This window comes from Haemophilus haemolyticus, from assembly GCF_003351405.1.
Classification (GTDB): domain Bacteria; phylum Pseudomonadota; class Gammaproteobacteria; order Enterobacterales; family Pasteurellaceae; genus Haemophilus; species Haemophilus haemolyticus_N.
This window is the reverse complement of sequence record NZ_CP031240.1, coordinates 1,843,166-1,863,196: the sequence shown is the minus strand read 5'-3', so window position 1 is coordinate 1,863,196 and position 20,031 is coordinate 1,843,166. Positions and strand designations below refer to the sequence as shown.

The 20,031-nt window shown below is 39.8% G+C and carries 10 protein-coding genes; 8 read left to right on the top strand and 2 right to left on the bottom strand.

Annotation, left to right across the window (positions count from 1 at the left end):
* The first annotated feature begins 15 nt into the window (after positions 1–15).
* Positions 16–285 (top strand): AbrB/MazE/SpoVT family DNA-binding domain-containing protein, encoded by a 270-nt coding sequence (locus DV427_RS09210; RefSeq protein ID WP_041174908.1) that lies wholly within the window; start codon positions 16–18, stop codon positions 283–285.
* On the top strand, positions 285–638 hold the full coding sequence (locus DV427_RS09205) for a type II toxin-antitoxin system PemK/MazF family toxin (protein WP_114892125.1): 354 nt from the start codon (positions 285–287) through the stop codon (positions 636–638). The genes DV427_RS09210 and DV427_RS09205 overlap by 1 nt, the downstream gene beginning before the upstream one ends.
* A 112-nt stretch (positions 639–750) precedes the next feature.
* On the opposite strand, the gene DV427_RS09195 is transcribed toward DV427_RS09205, so the two are convergent.
* The gene (locus DV427_RS09195; RefSeq protein ID WP_114892124.1) at positions 751–948 is read right to left on the bottom strand and encodes an antitoxin; all 198 of its coding nucleotides are present in this window, start codon (positions 946–948) and stop codon (positions 751–753) included.
* Positions 936–1,598, bottom strand: coding sequence for an NAD(P)H-dependent oxidoreductase (locus tag DV427_RS09190; RefSeq protein WP_114892123.1), 663 nt, complete (start codon positions 1,596–1,598; stop codon positions 936–938). The genes DV427_RS09195 and DV427_RS09190 overlap by 13 nt, the downstream gene beginning before the upstream one ends.
* Before the next feature lie 113 nt (positions 1,599–1,711).
* Here DV427_RS09190 and siaB point away from each other — a divergent pair, with 113 nt between their 5' ends.
* From siaB to DV427_RS09160, 6 genes are all read left to right on the top strand, one after another.
* Positions 1,712–2,386, top strand: a complete 675-nt coding sequence (gene siaB, locus DV427_RS09185) for a 5-acetyl neuraminic acid cytidyl-transferase (protein ID WP_011272689.1) — start codon at positions 1,712–1,714, stop codon at positions 2,384–2,386.
* Positions 2,387–2,679: 293 nt separating this feature from the next.
* Positions 2,680–14,478: a YadA-like family protein gene (locus DV427_RS09180; protein ID WP_114892121.1), complete on the top strand. Its 11,799-nt coding sequence runs from the start codon at positions 2,680–2,682 to the stop codon at positions 14,476–14,478.
* A gap of 459 nt (positions 14,479–14,937) precedes the next feature.
* Positions 14,938–15,537: a 4Fe-4S dicluster domain-containing protein gene (locus tag DV427_RS09175; RefSeq protein WP_005631968.1), complete on the top strand. Its 600-nt coding sequence runs from the start codon at positions 14,938–14,940 to the stop codon at positions 15,535–15,537.
* Between the two features lie 42 nt (positions 15,538–15,579).
* Entirely contained in the window at positions 15,580–17,601 is a 2,022-nt protein-coding gene (hyfB, locus tag DV427_RS09170; RefSeq protein ID WP_114892120.1) for a hydrogenase 4 subunit B, read from the top strand.
* A gap of 9 nt (positions 17,602–17,610) precedes the next feature.
* The gene (locus DV427_RS09165) at positions 17,611–18,573 is read left to right on the top strand and encodes a respiratory chain complex I subunit 1 family protein (RefSeq protein ID WP_114892119.1); all 963 of its coding nucleotides are present in this window, start codon (positions 17,611–17,613) and stop codon (positions 18,571–18,573) included.
* Positions 18,574–18,582: 9 nt separating this feature from the next.
* Complete coding sequence (locus DV427_RS09160; RefSeq protein ID WP_009499957.1) at positions 18,583–20,028, top strand: hydrogenase 4 subunit D; 1,446 nt, start codon at positions 18,583–18,585, stop codon at positions 20,026–20,028.
* Positions 20,029–20,031: the final 3 nt, after the last annotated feature.

The following is a 20,031-nucleotide window of genomic DNA, read 5'->3' as shown; positions in this document are numbered from 1 at the left end:
GTCAGCTATATAACTATGAATATGAGATTACAAGTAAAACAGTGGGGAAATAGTAAAGCGATTCGTTTACCTAAGGACTTTACCGATTCTATGAATTTGGATATGGGGGACTTTTTGGAGCTAGAAAAAATTAGTGACAATACTATTAAAGTGATTGTTGTTCCTAATAATCCGAAAAAAAGAAAAAGATTAACCTTAGATGAACGCCTTGCAATGACCTCATCAAAACAATTACCCGTCATTCAAGAATGGGATTTACTTGAGCCGACAGGGCAGGAAATTTGATGGCTAAACAACAATTTAAAAGAGGTGATATTATCACGGTTTGCTTAAATCCCGTTGTAGGAAATGAATTACAGGGTGAGAAGCGTCCTGCATTAGTATTAAGCGATAATAAATTTCATAATTTGGGATTTATGATGATAGCACCGATTACACAAGGAAATCCGGCACTTGCCAGAGAAAATGGTTTTGCGGTTACGCTAAGTGGAACAGGCTGTAAGACACAAGGTGTCGTTGTTGCATATCAAGCCAGAATAATTGACTTTCGAGGTAGAGATGCGAAAAAAGTTGAATCTGTACCAGATTATGTTTTATTTGAAGTTCAAGACATTGTTGAAGCGATTTTAAGAGACTAAAAAATGCCCTAGTTTTTTTGCTAGGGCAAATTCTATTGTGGATCAATTAAATCGACAAGTTTAATAATAACTTCATCAATTAAATAATCTTCTGCTTTTTAGAAAATTTTGCTCACCATATTTCTTTTCCTACGGATTTAGATTGAATGAGTTCAGAGATTGACCTATTCAAACATTCAATTTCTTGACTATCAATATCTGTTAGTAATTCCGCAAGGCTTTTTCGTCCTCGAATCTGTCGTTTATCGGAAGAAAGCACTATTTTTTCTCCTTGTGCTTTTAAATTATAGTAAGTATTTATTCTATCCATTTCACCACTTCATCCAATGCTTTACGGGATTTTTTCGCAATATCGCGTGAGCGGTAGCCGAAGGTTGCGGCGACAGAAACCGCATATTCTTGAGGATCGAATAATCCTTCTTCGGCGAGGCATTCATTCATTTTGTCGTAATGAAAACCTTCAATTGGGCAAGAGTCGATGCCAAGGGCGGCAGCGCCAGTAAGCATATTGGCAAGGGTGATATAAGTTTGTTTGCTGCACCAATCAAATAAAGTGCGGTCGCTTTCGAGCAATTTCATATTCTCTTCTTGCAAGGCTTTGTATTTTGCGAGGGCGGCTTGTTGTTGCTCTGTGTTCAAGCCTTTGCGTGTCATCACATCCACAAAAAATGGGCTGTCATAACGGGCATTTTTCTTCGCTAAAATCACCACAAGGTGACTGCAATTATCAAGCTGATTCATCATTCCCCAGCTAAAAGGTTTCATTTTTTCGCGAAGGGTTTTATTTTGAATCACTAAAAATTTCCAAGGTTCAGAACCCACAGAACTCGGCGATAATCGACCGCACTCTAAAATACATTCAAAATCTTCATCACTGATTTTTTTGGCGGGGTCGTAATAACGTGTTGAGCTGCGTTGATGAAAGAGTTCAAGAACTTGTTCACGAGTAAGTTGAGTCATTTTATTTCCTCTTTTTTAAATAAAAATGTGGTGCCATATTAAAGATTAGTTTTTGCTAAAACAAGGGAAAGATTTTAGAATAGTCAGCACTTTTATCACAGAGGGTGAAGATGATGACAAGAATTGCAATTATTCCTGCTAGAGCAGGTTCTAAAGGAATTAAAGACAAAAATTTACAGCTTGTGGGTGGCGTATCTTTGGTGGGGCGAGCGATTTTGGCGGCACAAGAATCGGGTATGTTTGATCAGATTGTGGTGACATCAGACGGTGAAAATATTTTAAAAGAAGCCACAAAGTACGGCGCAAAACCAGTGGCACGCCCTGAAAGTTTAGCGCAAAGTGATACACGCACCATTGATGCGATTTTGCATTGCTTAGAAACACTGAATATTTCACAAGGCACCGCCGCACTTTTGCAACCAACCAGTCCATTGCGCAATGCTTTAGATATTCGTAATGCGATGGAAATTTTCCTTGGTGGCAAATATAAATCCGTGGTTTCAGCTTGTGAATGTGAGCATCATCCTTATAAATCCTTCACTTTAGAAGGCACTGAAGTTCAGCCTATTCACGAATTAACGGATTTTGAAGCCCCTCGCCAAAAATTACCGAAATCTTATCGTGCAAATGGCGCAATTTATATTAATGACATCGAAAGTCTCTTTGAAGAAAAACGCTTTTTTATTGCCCCAATGCGTTTTTATTTAATGCCAACTTATCGTTCCATTGATATTGATTCCACACTTGATTTGCAATTAGCCGAAAGTTTAATTTCAAAAGAATTCTAAAAAAATTGGCCGCACGTTGCGGCCTTTATTTTTTGATAAACATATTTGCTTTTTCCCAATAAAAACTCCCCTAAAACTCGCCGCACTTTTGTTTACTTCTTGTGCAAAAAAAGCAAACGTTTACCTTGTGTTTTTTATGATATTTTGAATGTAAATTATTGTAAAGATTGTTATTAGAAATTGAGTTTTATTGCTAAATCAGTATAATTCTCACACTTTATCTCTCCGAAGCCTCTTTTACAAATTGGGTTAGAGGTTAGGAGTCATTTTTTAATATAGTTAGAGAGACATTTATGAATAAAATTTTCCGTATTGTATGGAGCCAAGCAACGCAATCTTGGGTGGTTGTTTCAGAATTGACAAAAGCACATAAAAAACAAAGTTCATCAAATGCACAAACACAAAGGAGTACGGTCAAGTTTTCAGGCAATTTTATTAAATCTTCTGCCATCGCATTGTCGCTATTAAGCGGCCATTCGGCTTATGCTGCATTGAATAATCCCGGCACAGGTGATGGTAATGGTGTAGCTTGGGGTGAGAACTCAACAGGCTCCGGTTCTGCAGCAGTGGCTATCGGTAGGGATGCTAATGCAACTGGCTATCAAAGCATAGCTATTGGTAAGGGTGCTCTTTCTAATAGTAATAGTGCAGTAGCTCTTGGCCAAGATTCAAAAGCTACTGGTTCTGGGGCCAGTGCATTAAGTGTAGGAGCTACCGCAAGTGGAAATAATGCCGTGGCATTATCCTATAAGAGTAATGCGTCTGGAACGAGAGCGACTGCTATAGGGGAAGAATCTAATGCAAGCAGTGAAGATGGTATCGCCCTGGGTTATAAAACACAAGCAACATCAGGTTCTGCTGTAGCTATCGGTAGGGAAGTTGTTTCTAGTGGTGATAGTGCAGTAGCTCTTGGCAAAGGCTCAAAAGCGACTGGTCGTGGAAGTTTGGCATTAGCTACTGAGGCGAATGCTACAGGTAACGATAGTTATGCCATTGGATGGAGAAGTGATGCAAGTGCCGAGAGTACAATGGCTTTTGGTCACTCTAGTAAAGCCAAAAAAAATTATGATATTGCTTTCGGTAGAGGAGCTGAAACTCGAGATCAAGGTGTAGGTCATAGTATTGCCATCGGTTATGGTGCAAGTGCAGCTAGTAACAGAGGTGGCTTGGATTCTAATCCTAATTCGACAGGAACATTAAGTAGTGCTGGTGGTGTGGCTATCGGTACGGGTGCTTATACAGGTATCAATCGGAATAATACGGCCATTAACTCTTCTGTAGCTGTTGGTGCTGGTGCTGGTGCTGGTTATCGTGGGCTTGGTGCTGATGGACTGCCGACAGGAAATGGAACCGATCCAGATGATAATGCAACAGTATTGGTGAAAGCCTTTGGTGGTACGACTAGTACATTGGATTATTTTAAAAATACAGGAAGCGCCAATGGTAATGGATTCTTTTCCTATCAAAATGTAGATATTAATGAAGCCACAGCGGTAGGTCGTAACACTCGTGCTATCGGGGACCAATCCGTAGCAATTGGTGCGCAATCTATAGCGGGTCAGGGATCTATTGTTATCGGTGGTAATGATATTCAAGCTTATGATGGAAAGAAATACTTTAAAGCGGCGGACCCGAACAGCGAAGCTGCTAGAAGTGTTAATGATTTTAATGCAGAGACAACGCCAGGAACGGGAAAAAATAATCAACCTATTACAATTAGCGCTAAATATGCGGAACTTGTAGGTGCAGGGTTAGATAATAGCTATCGTGCTAGCTATGGTCAAGATGGTTCAACTGTAATCGGTATGCAGGCCCATTCTACCACCCCATTAGGTGTGGCGATTGGTACGAACTCTATCGTTAGAAAAGGTGCCTTTGGTGCTACAGCCATCGGTTCTGGTGCATCCGTATTGGCGAATGCGGAGGCAGCAGTAGCCATCGGTATGGGTGCGGAAGCGCAAGGCAATTATGCAGTGGCTGCAGGTACTGCTGCTCGTGCTAAAGAAAGTGCGGTGGCTACAGGTTATCAGGCAAATGCTGATAAATCTGCGGTAGCTGTCGGTGATAGTTCTAAGGCGGCAGCCTCTTCTGTTGCTGTCGGTCAGTTAGCACAAGCAACGAAAGAGGCTGATATTGCAGTTGGTCAAGGGGCAAAAGCGTCAGGTAATCAAGGTGCGATTGCTATGGGTCTTGGTACACAGGCGCAAGGTGACTCCTCTATTATGATTGGTGGCTCGGAAATCACTAAAGTTGCGGCACAAACTGTGAACTATCAAAAAGAGAAAAAAGATGCCAATGGTCACACGGTTATCAAAACAACAACTAAGGTAGAACATATTGGTGGGGAAGATGTACACCGTACGATTCGTTCTGTAGAAATGGAAGGTGCTACTGGTACCATTCAAGCCGCCTATGGAGAATTAACAAATGGCGCTGTATTAAATACTACGACCTTAGATTATTCGAAAGATACTAATAAAAATGGTCATGGCTCTATTTCTATGGGGATTCACTCTTTGTCAACTGGTGATTTAGGTACTGCGATTGGTACGGGTGCTCGTGTGACAAAATTAGGCGGCGTAGCACTAGGCACAGGGGCTATATCCGAGTTACAAAATGGGGTGGCTATCGGTACGGGTTCTAAAGCAGATGCAAACTCTATTGGTACTCGTCAAACAGATATTTCCTATGATAAAGAAGGTAAAATTGTACCTTTCGATAGTAAAAAAGTTGCCTATACATTCTACTGGGCAGGTGGTACGAATACTTCCGAAGGTGACGTGGTATCCTTTGGTACACCTGGTGCAGAACGGCAGTTGAAAAACGTAGCGGCTGGTCGTATTGCGGATGACTCCACAGATGCGATCAACGGTTCTCAGTTGAACTCTGTTACAAAACGTATGTCCAGTGGTTGGGCTGTAGAAGCGGAAAAAGATAAGGATAGCTCCGGTGTATTGAAATTAAATGGAGTGGTAGCTAATGCAGGAAGTGAAGTGCATTCTACAGATGGTAAAACAACGAATCGAGTAAATGAAGGTACAGCTACAGGACAAGTAGATAAAGTGCGTCTTAACGATGAAGTAAAATTCCGTGTGGGTGATAATCTAGTATTGCACCAACAAGATGCATCTAGACCAGTGTATGAAGATCCTGATAATCCAAATCGTCAAACAGGAGCACGTGTGACATCTAAATTCACATACTCCTTGAATCCAAATTTAACGGGCTTAACGAGCGCTGAATTTAAAGATGCAGCAGGCAATAAAACTGTAATTGATGGAAATGGTGTTACTGTAAAACCTGTGACACAAGGTAAAGAAGCAGTATCATTAACTACAAGTGGCTTGAATAATGGTGGGAATGCAATTTCCAATGTAGCAAGCAATTTACCAAGTACAAAAAATAGCGATGCTGCAACAGGCCCAAGTAATGCGACTAAATCTCAAGATGCCCCAACTTTAGGAAATACTGCAAATCAAGTAAATCCGACGAATGCAGCGACTGTATCTGATGTGTTGAATGCTGGTTGGAATATTCAAGGTGATGGTAAAGCTGTAGACTTCGTAAAACCATATGATACGGTGAACTTCGTCAAAGGCGATGGCACATCTGTCGCTGTGGAAAGTGCAGATGGTAAAACATCTACTGTTAAGTACAACGTTAACTTAGGTAATGGATTAGAGAAAAATGATGCTAACCAAATTACCGTAAAACCAGCAGATTCTTCATTAGTTGTAGAAGCAGCTGGTGTAAAAGTTAATACTGGTACGATCAACAATGTTACAGAAGGCAACACAGCAGGAACTGTTGCATCAAAAACTGGTGATGAAAATAAAGTCGCTACAGTAGGTAATGTTGTGAATGCTATTAACAGTGCAGCATGGACGGCTACATCTTTGGCAACCACTAAAGGTGAATTAGGAGCAACAGCAACTAACCAACTTGTTAAAGCAGGTGACAAAGTAACCTTTGAAGCAGATAAAAACATCAAGATTACACAAGATGGAAGCAAATTTACATTTGCTACAAAAGATAATGTATCTTTCAATACTGTACAAATAGGTGGCGATCAAGGTCCTAAATTCAGCAAAACTGATGCTGGAGATATCAAAGTATCTGGCTCTGACGATGCCGCTCCGGTGAAAATTACGAATGTAAAACCTGGGGACATCTCTGAAACGTCTACAGATGCGATTAACGGTAGTCAATTCCATGGGCTTGCTAAAAATACAATTAAATTAGCAGGTAAAACTGGAGATGCAGAAGCTACAGAAACAGCAGCACAAGATCTAGATAAAAAAGGCGGTATCAAATTCACTGTGAAATCTAGTGATGGTAGCTTGTTAGAAGTAGCGGCAGAGGGAGATACAATCACATTAACTCCAAAAACTGGCAAGATTACAACAACAGATGGTGTGCCAACAGCAACTACAACGAATGGTAAATTAGTGACTGCTGATGAAGTAGTAAATGCCTTAAAAGAAATGGGCTGGAAAGCGACAGCAGGCAAAGAGGATACTGGAACAGTTGATGGTAATACGGAAGAGTTAATCAAAGCTGGGGAAACAGTAACTTTCAAAGCTGGCGATAATCTTGCAGTAAAACAAGCGGGTAAAAACTTTATCTATTCCTTACAAAAAGAATTGACTGGTTTAACCAGTGCTGAATTTAAAGATGGAGATAATAAAGTAAAAATTACTCCAACTGGTATTACAATTACAAAACCAGCAGGCACAACTGAAAACACAGTGACATTAAACCAAAATGGTTTAAATAACGGTGGTAACCCGATTACGAATGTAACAAGTAATCTAGTTAACTATAGTGATCCTGATGTAAATGGTAAAGCACCAGTTCGAAATCAATTACGTAACTTCAATAACGATGCGGTGCCTGATACAAATGCAGCTACAGTAGGTGATTTGCGTAATATGGGTTGGGTAGTCTCTTCTAATAAAACGACTGGTGATTTGGGCAACCCATATTCTGAAACGGTAAAAAATGCTAATGAAGTGAAATTCGTTGGCGAAGGCACAGCTATTGTATCGGGTAAAACAGAAGGTAATATACGTACAATCACTGTGAAAGTAGATGACCAAGTATCTACGAATAAATCTGTAACTCCTGTGGTGTATACTGATGAAAATGGTAAACAAGTATATCCAACTGGTAAAGTTGACCAAAATGGTAACCAAATTTTCAATACAGAGCCAGATGGAAGTGGTACAGAAGTAACAGGTCCAGTAAAAACAACAATTAACGGCCCAAAAGGTACAAAATCACCGACGACATTGTCTAATGTAGAAGGCAACTTGGATGGAGCTAAAACAGGTACTAATGCTCCAACGACTAGCGCAACAGCTCCAACATTGGGAACAGAAGCTAACCAAGTCAATAAAAATAATGCAGCTACAGTAGGGGATGTATTACAAGCAGGCTGGAACTTACAAAACAATGGTGCAGCGAAAGACTTCGTCAAACCATATGATACTGTGAACTTTGCGGATGGTAATGGTACAACAGCTGTAGTAGACACTACAGAGAATAAAACATCTACTGTTAAGTACAACGTTAACTTAGGTAATGGATTAGAGAAAAATGATGCTAACCAAATTACCGTAAAACCAGCAGATTCTTCATTAGTTGTAGAAGCAGCTGGTGTAAAAGTTAATACTGGTACGATCAACAATGTTACAGAAGGCAACACAGCAGGAACTGTTGCATCAAAAACTGGTGATGAAAATAAAGTCGCTACAGTAGGTAATGTTGTGAATGCTATTAACAGTGCAGCATGGACGGCTACATCTTTGGCAACCACTAAAGGTGAATTAGGAGCAACAGCAACTAACCAACTTGTTAAAGCAGGTGACAAAGTAACCTTTGAAGCAGATAAAAACATCAAGATTACACAAGATGGAAGCAAATTTACATTTGCTACAAAAGATAATGTATCTTTCAATACTGTACAAATAGGTGGCGATCAAGGTCCTAAATTCAGCAAAACTGATGCTGGAGATATCAAAGTATCTGGCTCTGACGATGCCGCTCCGGTGAAAATTACGAATGTAAAACCTGGGGACATCTCTGAAACGTCTACAGATGCGATTAACGGTAGTCAATTCCATGGGCTTGCTAAAAATACAATTAAATTAGCAGGTAAAACTGGAGATGCAGAAGCTACAGAAACAGCAGCACAAGATCTAGATAAAAAAGGCGGTATCAAATTCACTGTGAAATCTAGTGATGGTAGCTTGTTAGAAGTAGCGGCAGAGGGAGATACAATCACATTAACTCCAAAAACTGGCAAGATTACAACAACAGATGGTGTGCCAACAGCAACTACAACGAATGGTAAATTAGTGACTGCTGATGAAGTAGTAAATGCCTTAAAAGAAATGGGCTGGAAAGCGACAGCAGGCAAAGAGGATACTGGAACAGTTGATGGTAATACGGAAGAGTTAATCAAAGCTGGGGAAACAGTAACTTTCAAAGCTGGCGATAATCTTGCAGTAAAACAAGCGGGTAAAAACTTTATCTATTCCTTACAAAAAGAATTGACTGGTTTAACCAGTGCTGAATTTAAAGATGGAGATAATAAAGTAAAAATTACTCCAACTGGTATTACAATTACAAAACCAGCAGGCACAACTGAAAACACAGTGACATTAAACCAAAATGGTTTAAATAACGGTGGTAACCCGATTACGAATGTAACAAGTAATCTAGTTAACTATAGTGATCCTGATGTAAATGGTAAAGCACCAGTTCGAAATCAATTACGTAACTTCAATAACGATGCGGTGCCTGATACAAATGCAGCTACAGTAGGTGATTTGCGTAATATGGGTTGGGTAGTCTCTTCTAATAAAACGACTGGTGATTTGGGCAACCCATATTCTGAAACGGTAAAAAATGCTAATGAAGTGAAATTCGTTGGCGAAGGCACAGCTATTGTATCGGGTAAAACAGAAGGTAATATACGTACAATCACTGTGAAAGTAGATGACCAAGTATCTACGAATAAATCTGTAACTCCTGTGGTGTATACTGATGAAAATGGTAAACAAGTATATCCAACTGGTAAAGTTGACCAAAATGGTAACCAAATTTTCAATACAGAGCCAGATGGAAGTGGTACAGAAGTAACAGGTCCAGTAAAAACAACAATTAACGGCCCAAAAGGTACAAAATCACCGACGACATTGTCTAATGTAGAAGGCAACTTGGATGGAGCTAAAACAGGTACTAATGCTCCAACGACTAGCGCAACAGCTCCAACATTGGGAACAGAAGCTAACCAAGTCAATAAAAATAATGCAGCTACAGTAGGGGATGTATTACAAGCAGGCTGGAACTTACAAAACAATGGTGCAGCGAAAGACTTCGTCAAACCATATGATACTGTGAACTTTGCGGATGGTAATGGTACAACAGCTGTAGTAGACACTACAGAGAATAAAACATCTACTGTTAAGTACAACGTTAACTTAGGTAATGGATTAGAGAAAAATGATGCTAACCAAATTACCGTAAAACCAGCAGATTCTTCATTAGTTGTAGAAGCAGCTGGTGTAAAAGTTAATACTGGTACGATCAACAATGTTACAGAAGGCAACACAGCAGGAACTGTTGCATCAAAAACTGGTGATGAAAATAAAGTCGCTACAGTAGGTAATGTTGTGAATGCTATTAACAGTGCAGCATGGACGGCTACATCTTTGGCAACCACTAAAGGTGAATTAGGAGCAACAGCAACTAACCAACTTGTTAAAGCAGGTGACAAAGTAACCTTTGAAGCAGATAAAAACATCAAGATTACACAAGATGGAAGCAAATTTACATTTGCTACAAAAGATAATGTATCTTTCAATACTGTACAAATAGGTGGCGATCAAGGTCCTAAATTCAGCAAAACTGATGCTGGAGATATCAAAGTATCTGGCTCTGACGATGCCGCTCCGGTGAAAATTACGAATGTAAAACCTGGGGACATCTCTGAAACGTCTACAGATGCGATTAACGGTAGTCAATTCCATGGGCTTGCTAAAAATACAATTAAATTAGCAGGTAAAACTGGAGATGCAGAAGCTACAGAAACAGCAGCACAAGATCTAGATAAAAAAGGCGGTATCAAATTCACTGTGAAATCTAGTGATGGTAGCTTGTTAGAAGTAGCGGCAGAGGGAGATACAATCACATTAACTCCAAAAACTGGCAAGATTACAACAACAGATGGTGTGCCAACAGCAACTACAACGAATGGTAAATTAGTGACTGCTGATGAAGTAGTAAATGCCTTAAAAGAAATGGGCTGGAAAGCGACAGCAGGCAAAGAGGATACTGGAACAGTTGATGGTAATACGGAAGAGTTAATCAAAGCTGGGGAAACAGTAACTTTCAAAGCTGGCGATAATCTTGCAGTAAAACAAGCGGGTAAAAACTTTATCTATTCCTTACAAAAAGAATTGACTGGTTTAACCAGTGCTGAATTTAAAGATGGAGATAATAAAGTAAAAATTACTCCAACTGGTATTACAATTACAAAACCAGCAGGCACAACTGAAAACACAGTGACATTAAACCAAAATGGTTTAAATAACGGTGGTAACCCGATTACGAATGTAACAAGTAATCTAGTTAACTATAGTGATCCTGATGTAAATGGTAAAGCACCAGTTCGAAATCAATTACGTAACTTCAATAACGATGCGGTGCCTGATACAAATGCAGCTACAGTAGGTGATTTGCGTAATATGGGTTGGGTAGTCTCTTCTAATAAAACGACTGGTGATTTGGGCAACCCATATTCTGAAACGGTAAAAAATGCTAATGAAGTGAAATTCATTGGGAAAAATGGAATACAAGTAAGTGGAAAAACTGATGCTGAAGGTGTAAGAACATTAACATTTGAAATGGAAGCTGGAGAAGTCACTCCAACTGAAATAACAAAAGCTGATGGAACTAAACTTGTTAAAGTAGGAGATAAAGTTTATAAACCTGAAGATATAGGAACAGATGGACAACCTAAACAAGGAAAAGATCCAGTTGGAACTATAGCAAATGATGGAAAAGTTTATAACAATGGAGATGTGACAAACGGAGCTCCAAATAATGGGGCAAATCCTATAGATGGCATAACTGTAACTCCAAATAATGGATCTAAGTTTGTAACAGGAAACCAAGTTGCAGATGCTATTGAAAAATCAGGATTTGTTGTAGGTAAAAATAATAAAGCATTATCAGCATCAGATTTCGAAAATAAAGATGAGAAAGTAAATCCTAATGATGAATTAAGATTTGCAGATGGTGATAATACCAATGTGAAACTTGCAACTAAGGAAGTGTTAGATGCTTCTGGAAAAGTTAAAACAGTAACAACTGTAAAAGTTGATGTTGTAGACTTACCTGTAAAATACACAGATGCGGATGGAAACATTGTTAAAAAAGGTGAAGACGGAAAATATTACAATCCTAAAGATTTAGAAGGAAAAGTGTATGATCCAACAACTAAGGAATTTAAAAATTCTGATGGAACAGCTTTAGATAAACAACCAGAAGCAAAAAATAATATAGTATCTAGTTTGGTTAATCCAAATGATGCCAAAGATGGTAAGGTTGGAACACCAAGTACATTAACAAATATAGCGAATGGTGCAAAAACGTTTGAACCTGTAGCTGCTGATGGCACAAAACTTGTACAAGTAGGGGACAAGTTCTACCCTGCAGACAAAGTAGAAAATGGTGTTTTAAAACCTGGTACAGATGCAACAGCAGATGCGAAAGATCCTGTGAAAGTGGCTAATGATGGTAAATGGTATTTAGCATCTCAAGTAGAGGCTAATGGCAAACCAAAAGAAAATGCTACTCCAATAACAGATGTGCCAAATAATATTGGTAAATCAGGTCTTGTTGATTTCAGCAATTCTAATCCTAACAATGCGGCTACTGTTGGAGATTTACAAAACTTAGGATTTGTTGTATCCACTAGTGATAATAAGTATTCAGACCAAGTACGTAATGCTAACAAAGTAGACTTTAAAGGTGGAAATGGTATTGAAGTCACTGGAAAAACTACTGCTGATGGAATTCGTGAAATTACAGTAGGTATCAAAGAAGGGGAAGTTACAAATAAAGTAACGATTACTCATGCGGGTGGTACAAAAACAGATGCAGTTAAAATTGGAGATAAGTACTACAAGGTAGACAAAGATGGTAAACCAGTAGGATTCGATAAAGGTCCAGATGGTAAACCAGCTGGAACTCCATTGAACGTTGATCCTAATACTGACAAAGTAACAAATGCAGGTGCAGGCTTTGTGACTGGTAATACAGTGGCGAATGCTATCCAAGATTCTGGTTGGAATGTAGGCATTGGTTCTACTGATAAAGACTTCAGTAAAGATGCAAAAGTGTACGACAAGGTAAATCCAAATGACGAAGTGAAATTCGCAAATGGAGCTAACACGAATGTATCTATGGTAACTGTAGACGCTCTTAACGAGGATGGTACTAAGAAAGCAACGACCTTTGTAAAAGTTGATATTAACAGAGACTTAAAAATTGATTCTGTTACAACTGGCGGTACAGCGACTGATAAAAATGGTAACAATCTTGTGAAAGTGGGAGACCAATACTACAAAGAAGGCGATGTAACAGTCGTTACAAATCCAGATGGAACTAAGACAGTAACACCTAAGGAGAATGCAAAAGCAGTTCCTCCTGCAGATGTAATTCCAGCTAAAGATGGCGCTATGATCGTGAAAAATGCTGACGGTAAAGATGTCGTATCTGCTACTGTTGGTAAAGATGGTAATGGTGCATTTGGTATCAATGGCAAGGATGGCAAAAATGGTATCTCTATGACTGCCAAAGATGGACAAGGTACTATCGGTGTGAATGGTAAAGATGGTAAATCCACAACGATTGTAGGGGATACAATTACTATCAAAGATAAAGATAATAATGCTACTAATATCGGCGTGAATACGATTACGTTAGTGGACAAAGCTGGCAATACGACGACTACTACAGCAGATAAGTCTGAAATCAAAGATGCAGCAGGTAATATGAACACAAGTACTCCGACAACCAATGTGTTGAAAGATACGAATGGTAATACCAACGCGTCTACAGCAACAGGAACTACGTATACAGATAAGGACAAAAATACTACAACTGTGGGACCTAAAGAAATTGCCTTATCTGATAAGGACGGTAATAATACATCTAAGTTGACAAACAATGATTTATTGTTAAATACAAAAGATCCAAACACTGGTGTAGAAAAAACATCGCATATGTCTGGCGATAAGATTTCTTTCAATACAACTGATGAAATCGAAAAAGGTCCAGATGGTAAACCAGTTATTGATCCGAAAACCAACAATCCAAAGGTTAAAAATCCTGGTAACTCTACAGAGTACACTAACGAAGGATTGAAAGTCATTCCAAATAGCACGGTAGCTCGTGATGTGAATGGTAACCCTACATTCTTGGACAAAGATGGTAAGCCAGTCATGAAAGATAAAGATGGCTCTTACAAATATATGGGTCAAGATGGTAAACCAGGTGCGAACTATACTGGCGCTGTGGGATCATTGAAATCAAATGTAGTGGATAACACTCGTGTCATCTCCTTCGGTATGGATAAACCTGTGTTAGACAGCAATGGTAAACCAGTGATGGGTCCAGATGGCAAACCAGTTATGACAGAAGGTATCTCTGCAGGTATGCAACGAGTTCACAATGTGGCTCCAGGTCGTATATCTCCTACTTCTACCGATGCTGTAAATGGTAGTCAGTTATATGCGGTTGCTTCAAATATTGGTAACTTAAACAATAAGATCAACAAAGTGGGTAAACGTGCAGATGCGGGTACTGCAAGTGCATTAGCGGCGGCGACAATTCCGCAAGCTTATACACCAGGTAAGAGCTTAGTCGGTATTGCTGCAGGTAGCTACCAAGGTCAAAATGGTCTTGCAGTAGGTATGTCTCGTATTTCTGATAACGGTAAGATCATCATCCGTTTATCTGGTACGGCAAATACCCAAGGTAAAACTGGAGTTGCAGCTGGCGTAGGTTACCAATGGTAATCAGCTGATAACGAAAACATAATGAAAAAACACCGCAAAGTGCGGTGTTTTTTTATGTCTTTTTTATTTATTCTCATTTAGAAAAGAGGATTTTTATAATGAAAATCCTCTTCAAAACAGTCTCCAAAACTTGCGGGAAATCTACCGCACTTTTGTGTTAAATGAGAAAATGCCAACAGGATTTTAACATTACATTAGCAATTGCTTTTCAATAATTAGTTTAATAGTTTCAATCACTTACAATCTTAACAAGTTGAATTGAGAGTCAATCTCAATACCAAATTTTCCCTTCGATAAAAACAAAAAAATTTATGATCTCAGTCAATAAAACAATTGTTTTACTCTAGTCGGAGTAACTCTGAAGGAGTATCCTTATTTTCAGAGTGGTTATTGTGATGTATTGGCGTCATGCCTTCCACCTACTTTCTGTTTCTATCTATACATACTTTGGGGGAAAATATGAACCGTTTTGTTATAGGTGATCCGAAAGATTGCATTGGATGCAATACCTGTATGGCTGCTTGCAGCGAAGTACACAAAGCTTTTGGATTACAATCCTTTCCGCGGTTACAAGTAATGCGTAACGACGATATTACTGTGCCGATCTTGTGTCGCCATTGTGATGATTCACCTTGTGCTACGGTATGTCCTGTGCATGCAATTAAGCACGAAAATGACACTATTCAATTAAACGAAGGTTTGTGTATTGGCTGTAAACTTTGCGCCATTGCTTGTCCATTTGGGGCGATTACTCAACACGGTAGCGCGCCATTAGACGCACCAAACCACTACGACAGTTTTTCTTTCACTGATGCGGTAAAACGTGATATTCGCACCGCACCGAATAATACTGATGTTCATAATATGCTTGCATGGCAACCAGGTGTAAAAGCTATCGCAGTGAAATGCGACCTTTGCTATTTCCGTGAAGAAGGTCCTGCTTGTATGCAAACTTGCCCAACCAAAACTTTATTCTTAATTAGTGATGAGAGTATCGAACAAGCAAATCGCAAAAAACGCGAAATGGCAATGATGGGTTCTCCTGTCGTGCCAAGATAAAAGTTTATTGTTTGTTTACTCGTTAATCAATGGAGTGAAATTATGAGTTCTTCAATCAGTTTACTCATCACGTCCTTGTTGATTTATGTCGTTGGTGCGTTTATTTCTCTCGCTGTGCGAAAAAATGAACAACTTTCAATCAATATATCCGGCGTGACCGGTGTACTTGGTGGCTTGTTAGGCGTTGTTGCCTGCATTCCCGTGCTTATCAGCAATGATACGGTCGTTGATGTGTTTTCAACCCCTTTCGACTTCGCCCAATTTTCAATCCGCATTGACGGATTAGCTGCGTTTATGGTGTGTGTCATTTCTTTAATGGTTATTATCACCGCACTTTATTCCTTTTCCTATGTGAAAGAATACATTGGCAAAGGCGCTGGCACGATGGGCTTCTTTATGAATTTGTTTATCGCCTCAATGGTTGCTTTAGTCACCAGCGATAACGCTTTCTATTTTTTAGTGTTCTTTGAAATGATGTCTTTGGCATCTTACTTCTTAGTACTAACCGAACAAGACGACAACGCAACCAATGCGGGCTTATTGTATTTCTTCATTGCTCACGCTGGTTCTGTGTTGATTATGATCGCTTTCTTTATTTTCTACTGCTACGCAGGTAGCTTTGAATTTGAAGCCTTCCGCCACACCGAGCTTTCAATGCCTTTAGCCTTTACGGTATTTATCTTGGCATTTCTTGGTTTCGGTGCAAAAGCAGGGATGATTCCATTACATAGCTGGTTACCAAAAGCTCACCCAGCTGCACCTTCTCATGCTTCTGCAATGATGTCTGGTGTGATGGTTAAAATCGGTATTTTCGGGATTATCAAAGTTGGTATTGATCTACTTGGCGCACACAATATGTGGTTTGGTGTGATTGTACTTGCTTTTGGTGCAGTTTCTTCTGTGCTTGGCGTACTTTATGCCTTAGCTGAACATGACATCAAAAAACTTTTGGCGTATCACACCGTAGAAAACATCGGCATTATTATGATGGGTGTGGGTGTCGGTATGATTGGTATGGCCATTCATAATCCAGTGCTTGCTATTGTCGGTTTACTTGGTGGTTTATATCACTTACTTAACCATGCGGTATTCAAAGGCTTATTGTTCTTGGGGGCTGGTTCTGTGATGTACCGTTTACATTCAAAAGATATGGATTTAATGGGCGGACTTGGCAAACTAATGCCATTTACTGCTTTCTGTTTCTTGATTGGTACTATGGCAATTTCTGCATTACCTCCGTTTAACGGTTTTGTGAGTGAATGGTTTACTTATCAATCTTTATTCAGCCTAAGCCAACACAATGATGTGGTATTACGTATCGCTGGCCCTGTTGCAATCATTATGCTTGCCTTAACAGGTGCGCTTGCCGCACTTTGTTTCGTAAAAGTGTATGGTATTAGCTTTGGTGGTGCTCCACGCAGCGAAAAAGCAGCACATGCACGCGAAGTGCCAAAACCAATGGTGATAGCAATGGCAATCTTGGCATTATTCTGCGTACTTTTAGGCGTGGGTGCTTCTGTGGTAACTCCAATAATTGCCAATATTGCAACCGCACTTTCTCATAATGAAATGCTTAATTTAGCAGAAAATGGCGTAGTGGTAGCAAGCAATACACCGAATACTGTGCTTTCTACACCAATGGTGAGCATTATGTTGATTGCATTCTTTGTATTGCCGTTTATGTATTATGCTTACACTAAAGGCAATCGTATGTCAGATCGTGCAAAAGGCAATCCTTGGGCTTGTGGTTATGCTTACGAAATGGATATGGCAGCCTCTGCGGGTAGTTTTACTCGTCCGCTTCGTATTATCTTCAAACCGCTTTATACCTTGCGTCAAGTGCTTGATCCTGCGCCTGCTGGTGCAAAAGGTATCAATGCATTAATTTTAGGTGCGACCAAAACAGAACCATTCTGGGAAGAAAAAGTAACAATGCCGATTGCGCATTTTATCCCATGGTTAGGTCGTAAAATTCAATGGCTACAACAAGGCGACTTCCGCGTTTATTGCGTGTATTTCGTGATTGCCTTGGTTGTGTTATTACTTTCCATTGCGTTGATGTAGGAGGAAATTATGATTTCATTACCTTCAGAAATTTCCACTTCCGCTGGAATGTTCCTTTTAGCCATTGTGCAAGCGTTAATTCTTCTCGCTTTGGCACCGCTCTTTTCAGGCATTTCACGGATGATTCGGGCTCGTATTCAATCTCGTCGTGGCCCGGGCTTGTTACAAGATTATCGCGACATTGCTAAATTAATGACGCGTCAAAATATTTGGCCAGATAATGCGGGTTGGGTATCTCGTGTTATGCCTTATGTGTTAATTAGCACAGTCATGGTGATTGCGATGAGTTTACCCATGTTTACTCATTACTCACCTTTTGGGGCGGGCAGTGATTTAATCACCGTTATTTATTTGTTCGCGTTGTTCCGCTTTTTCTTCTCAATTGCGGGTTTGGATTCCAACAGTACTTTCTCAAGTTTAGGTGCAAGCCGTGAAGTGACATTAGGCGTACTTGTTGAACCCATCTTAATGTTGGCATTCATTGTGATTGCTTTAATTGCAGGTTCTACAAATTTTGCAGTTATTAGCACCGCACTTTCTAGCCAACCTTGGCAATATCCTGTTGCAACAGTAATTGCCTTAGTTGCCGCGGCTTTTGCGATCTTTATTGAAATGGGCAAAATTCCATTTGACTTAGCTGAAGCAGAACAAGAACTTCAAGAAGGCCCACTTACTGAATATTCAGGCCCTTCTTTCGCCTTATTGAAAGTTGGTTTGAGTTTAAAATCAATGGTAGTTGCCTCTATCTTTGTGAGCGTGCTTTTCCCATTCGGTGCAGCACAAGAATTCACAGTAAGTGCGGTCATTTTAGGTATCGTTTCTTTCTTTGTGAAATTACTCGTGGTATTTATCGCCGCATGTGTGTTTGAAAACACATTGGCACGTACCCGCTTTATGCTAACAGGACGTTTAACTGTGGTTGGTTTCGGCATTTCAGTGTTGGCGTTTGTGTTTTACTTCACAGGATTGTAAGGAGGAAATATGGAACGTTTAGCACTAATTACAATCATTTTGCCGTTTGTCGGTGCGTTTATTGTGGGGTTGAACAAACAATCTTTCCCAAAAATTGCCACAATTTTTGCCGCACTTGCTACCCTTGGCACACTTGCTGTGGCTGGGCAGTGGTATGCAAATGGCGCACAATCTGTCACCTATGATTTAGTTAAATTTGGTGATACCGCCATCTTCGGCGTGACCTTAGATGCAGTAAGTACGTTAATTGCCTTTGCCGTTGTGGGTTTAGGTTTCTTAATTTGCTTATATTCTTGTGGTTATTTAACCGATAAAAACCGCGAACATCCGCATAACGGATTACCTCGTTTTTATGCTTTCTTATTGATCTTCATCGGTGCAATGGCAGGCTTGGTGTATTCATCAACTTTGGCGGGTCAGTTGCTTTTCTTTGAAATCACTGGGGGATGTTCTTGGGCATTAATCAGCTATTATCAAAGCCAAAAAGCAATGGCGGCAGCGATGAAAGCGTTGATTATCACTCACGTAGGTTCATTAGGTTTATATCTTGCTGCGGCTTATTTATTTAGCCAATCCGGCACATTCTCTATCACCGCGTTAGAACATCTTACGCCTGAAGCGAAAACTATCGTGTTATTTGGCGTGATGTTTGCCGCATGGGGTAAATCAGCGCAACTTCCAATGCAAATTTGGTTACCAAATGCGATGGAAGCTCCAACACCAGTCAGTGCATATTTGCACGCCGCATCAATGGTAAAAGTGGGCGTCTATATTTTCGCTCGTTCTGTGATGTCTGCTGGTGAAATTCCTCACATTGTGGGAGAAGTGGGAATTGTGATGGCAATGATTACATTGATTTATGGTTTCTTAATGTACTTGCCACAAGCGGATTTAAAACGCTTACTTGCGTATTCAACTATTACTCAACTTTCTTACATTTTCATCGGGCTTTCTCTTGCAGCATTAGGTTCTAAATTAGCCTTTGTTGCAGCGATTGCTTATATCTTTAACCACGCCTTTGCGAAAAGTTTATTCTTCTTAGTTGCAGGTTCATTGAGTTATGCCACAGGCACACGTTCAATGCCTCGTTTACAAGGGATTATGCGCACCATGCCTGTTGTTGGTACAGGATTTGGTATTGCCGCATTGGCTATTGCTGGTGTGCCACCGTTTAACGGTTTCTTCAGCAAATTCCCATTATTTGCCGCAGGTTTTGACCTTGGACAAGAATATTCATGGGTAACTTGGTTAATGGTGATTGCGTTGATTGAATCTACGGCAACATTTGTTTGGTTGCTTTATAAATTTGGTCAATGTGTTATCGGTAAACCATCTGAAGACGTGCAAAATGCACAACCATTACCATTCTCTATGACATTTGTTTTAGTGATTTTAATGGTGATGTCTGTGTGTTCTAGCTTTATCGCTGCCTATTGGTTAGGTCTTGCGGGTTAAGGA

What these genes read in the sequence shown, in the direction of transcription:
- DV427_RS09210 (WP_041174908.1), top strand. Translation starts at nt 16, where the DNA reads ATGAATATGAGATTACAAGTAAAACAGTGGGGAAATAGTAAAGCGATT.
- DV427_RS09205 (WP_114892125.1), top strand. Translation starts at nt 285, where the DNA reads ATGGCTAAACAACAATTTAAAAGAGGTGATATTATCACGGTTTGCTTA.
- DV427_RS09195 (WP_114892124.1), bottom strand. Translation starts at nt 948, where the DNA reads ATGGATAGAATAAATACTTACTATAATTTAAAAGCACAAGGAGAAAAA.
- DV427_RS09190 (WP_114892123.1), bottom strand. Translation starts at nt 1,598, where the DNA reads ATGACTCAACTTACTCGTGAACAAGTTCTTGAACTCTTTCATCAACGC.
- siaB (WP_011272689.1), top strand. Translation starts at nt 1,712, where the DNA reads ATGACAAGAATTGCAATTATTCCTGCTAGAGCAGGTTCTAAAGGAATT.
- DV427_RS09180 (WP_114892121.1), top strand. Translation starts at nt 2,680, where the DNA reads ATGAATAAAATTTTCCGTATTGTATGGAGCCAAGCAACGCAATCTTGG.
- DV427_RS09175 (WP_005631968.1), top strand. Translation starts at nt 14,938, where the DNA reads ATGAACCGTTTTGTTATAGGTGATCCGAAAGATTGCATTGGATGCAAT.
- hyfB (WP_114892120.1), top strand. Translation starts at nt 15,580, where the DNA reads ATGAGTTCTTCAATCAGTTTACTCATCACGTCCTTGTTGATTTATGTC.
- DV427_RS09165 (WP_114892119.1), top strand. Translation starts at nt 17,611, where the DNA reads ATGATTTCATTACCTTCAGAAATTTCCACTTCCGCTGGAATGTTCCTT.
- DV427_RS09160 (WP_009499957.1), top strand. Translation starts at nt 18,583, where the DNA reads ATGGAACGTTTAGCACTAATTACAATCATTTTGCCGTTTGTCGGTGCG.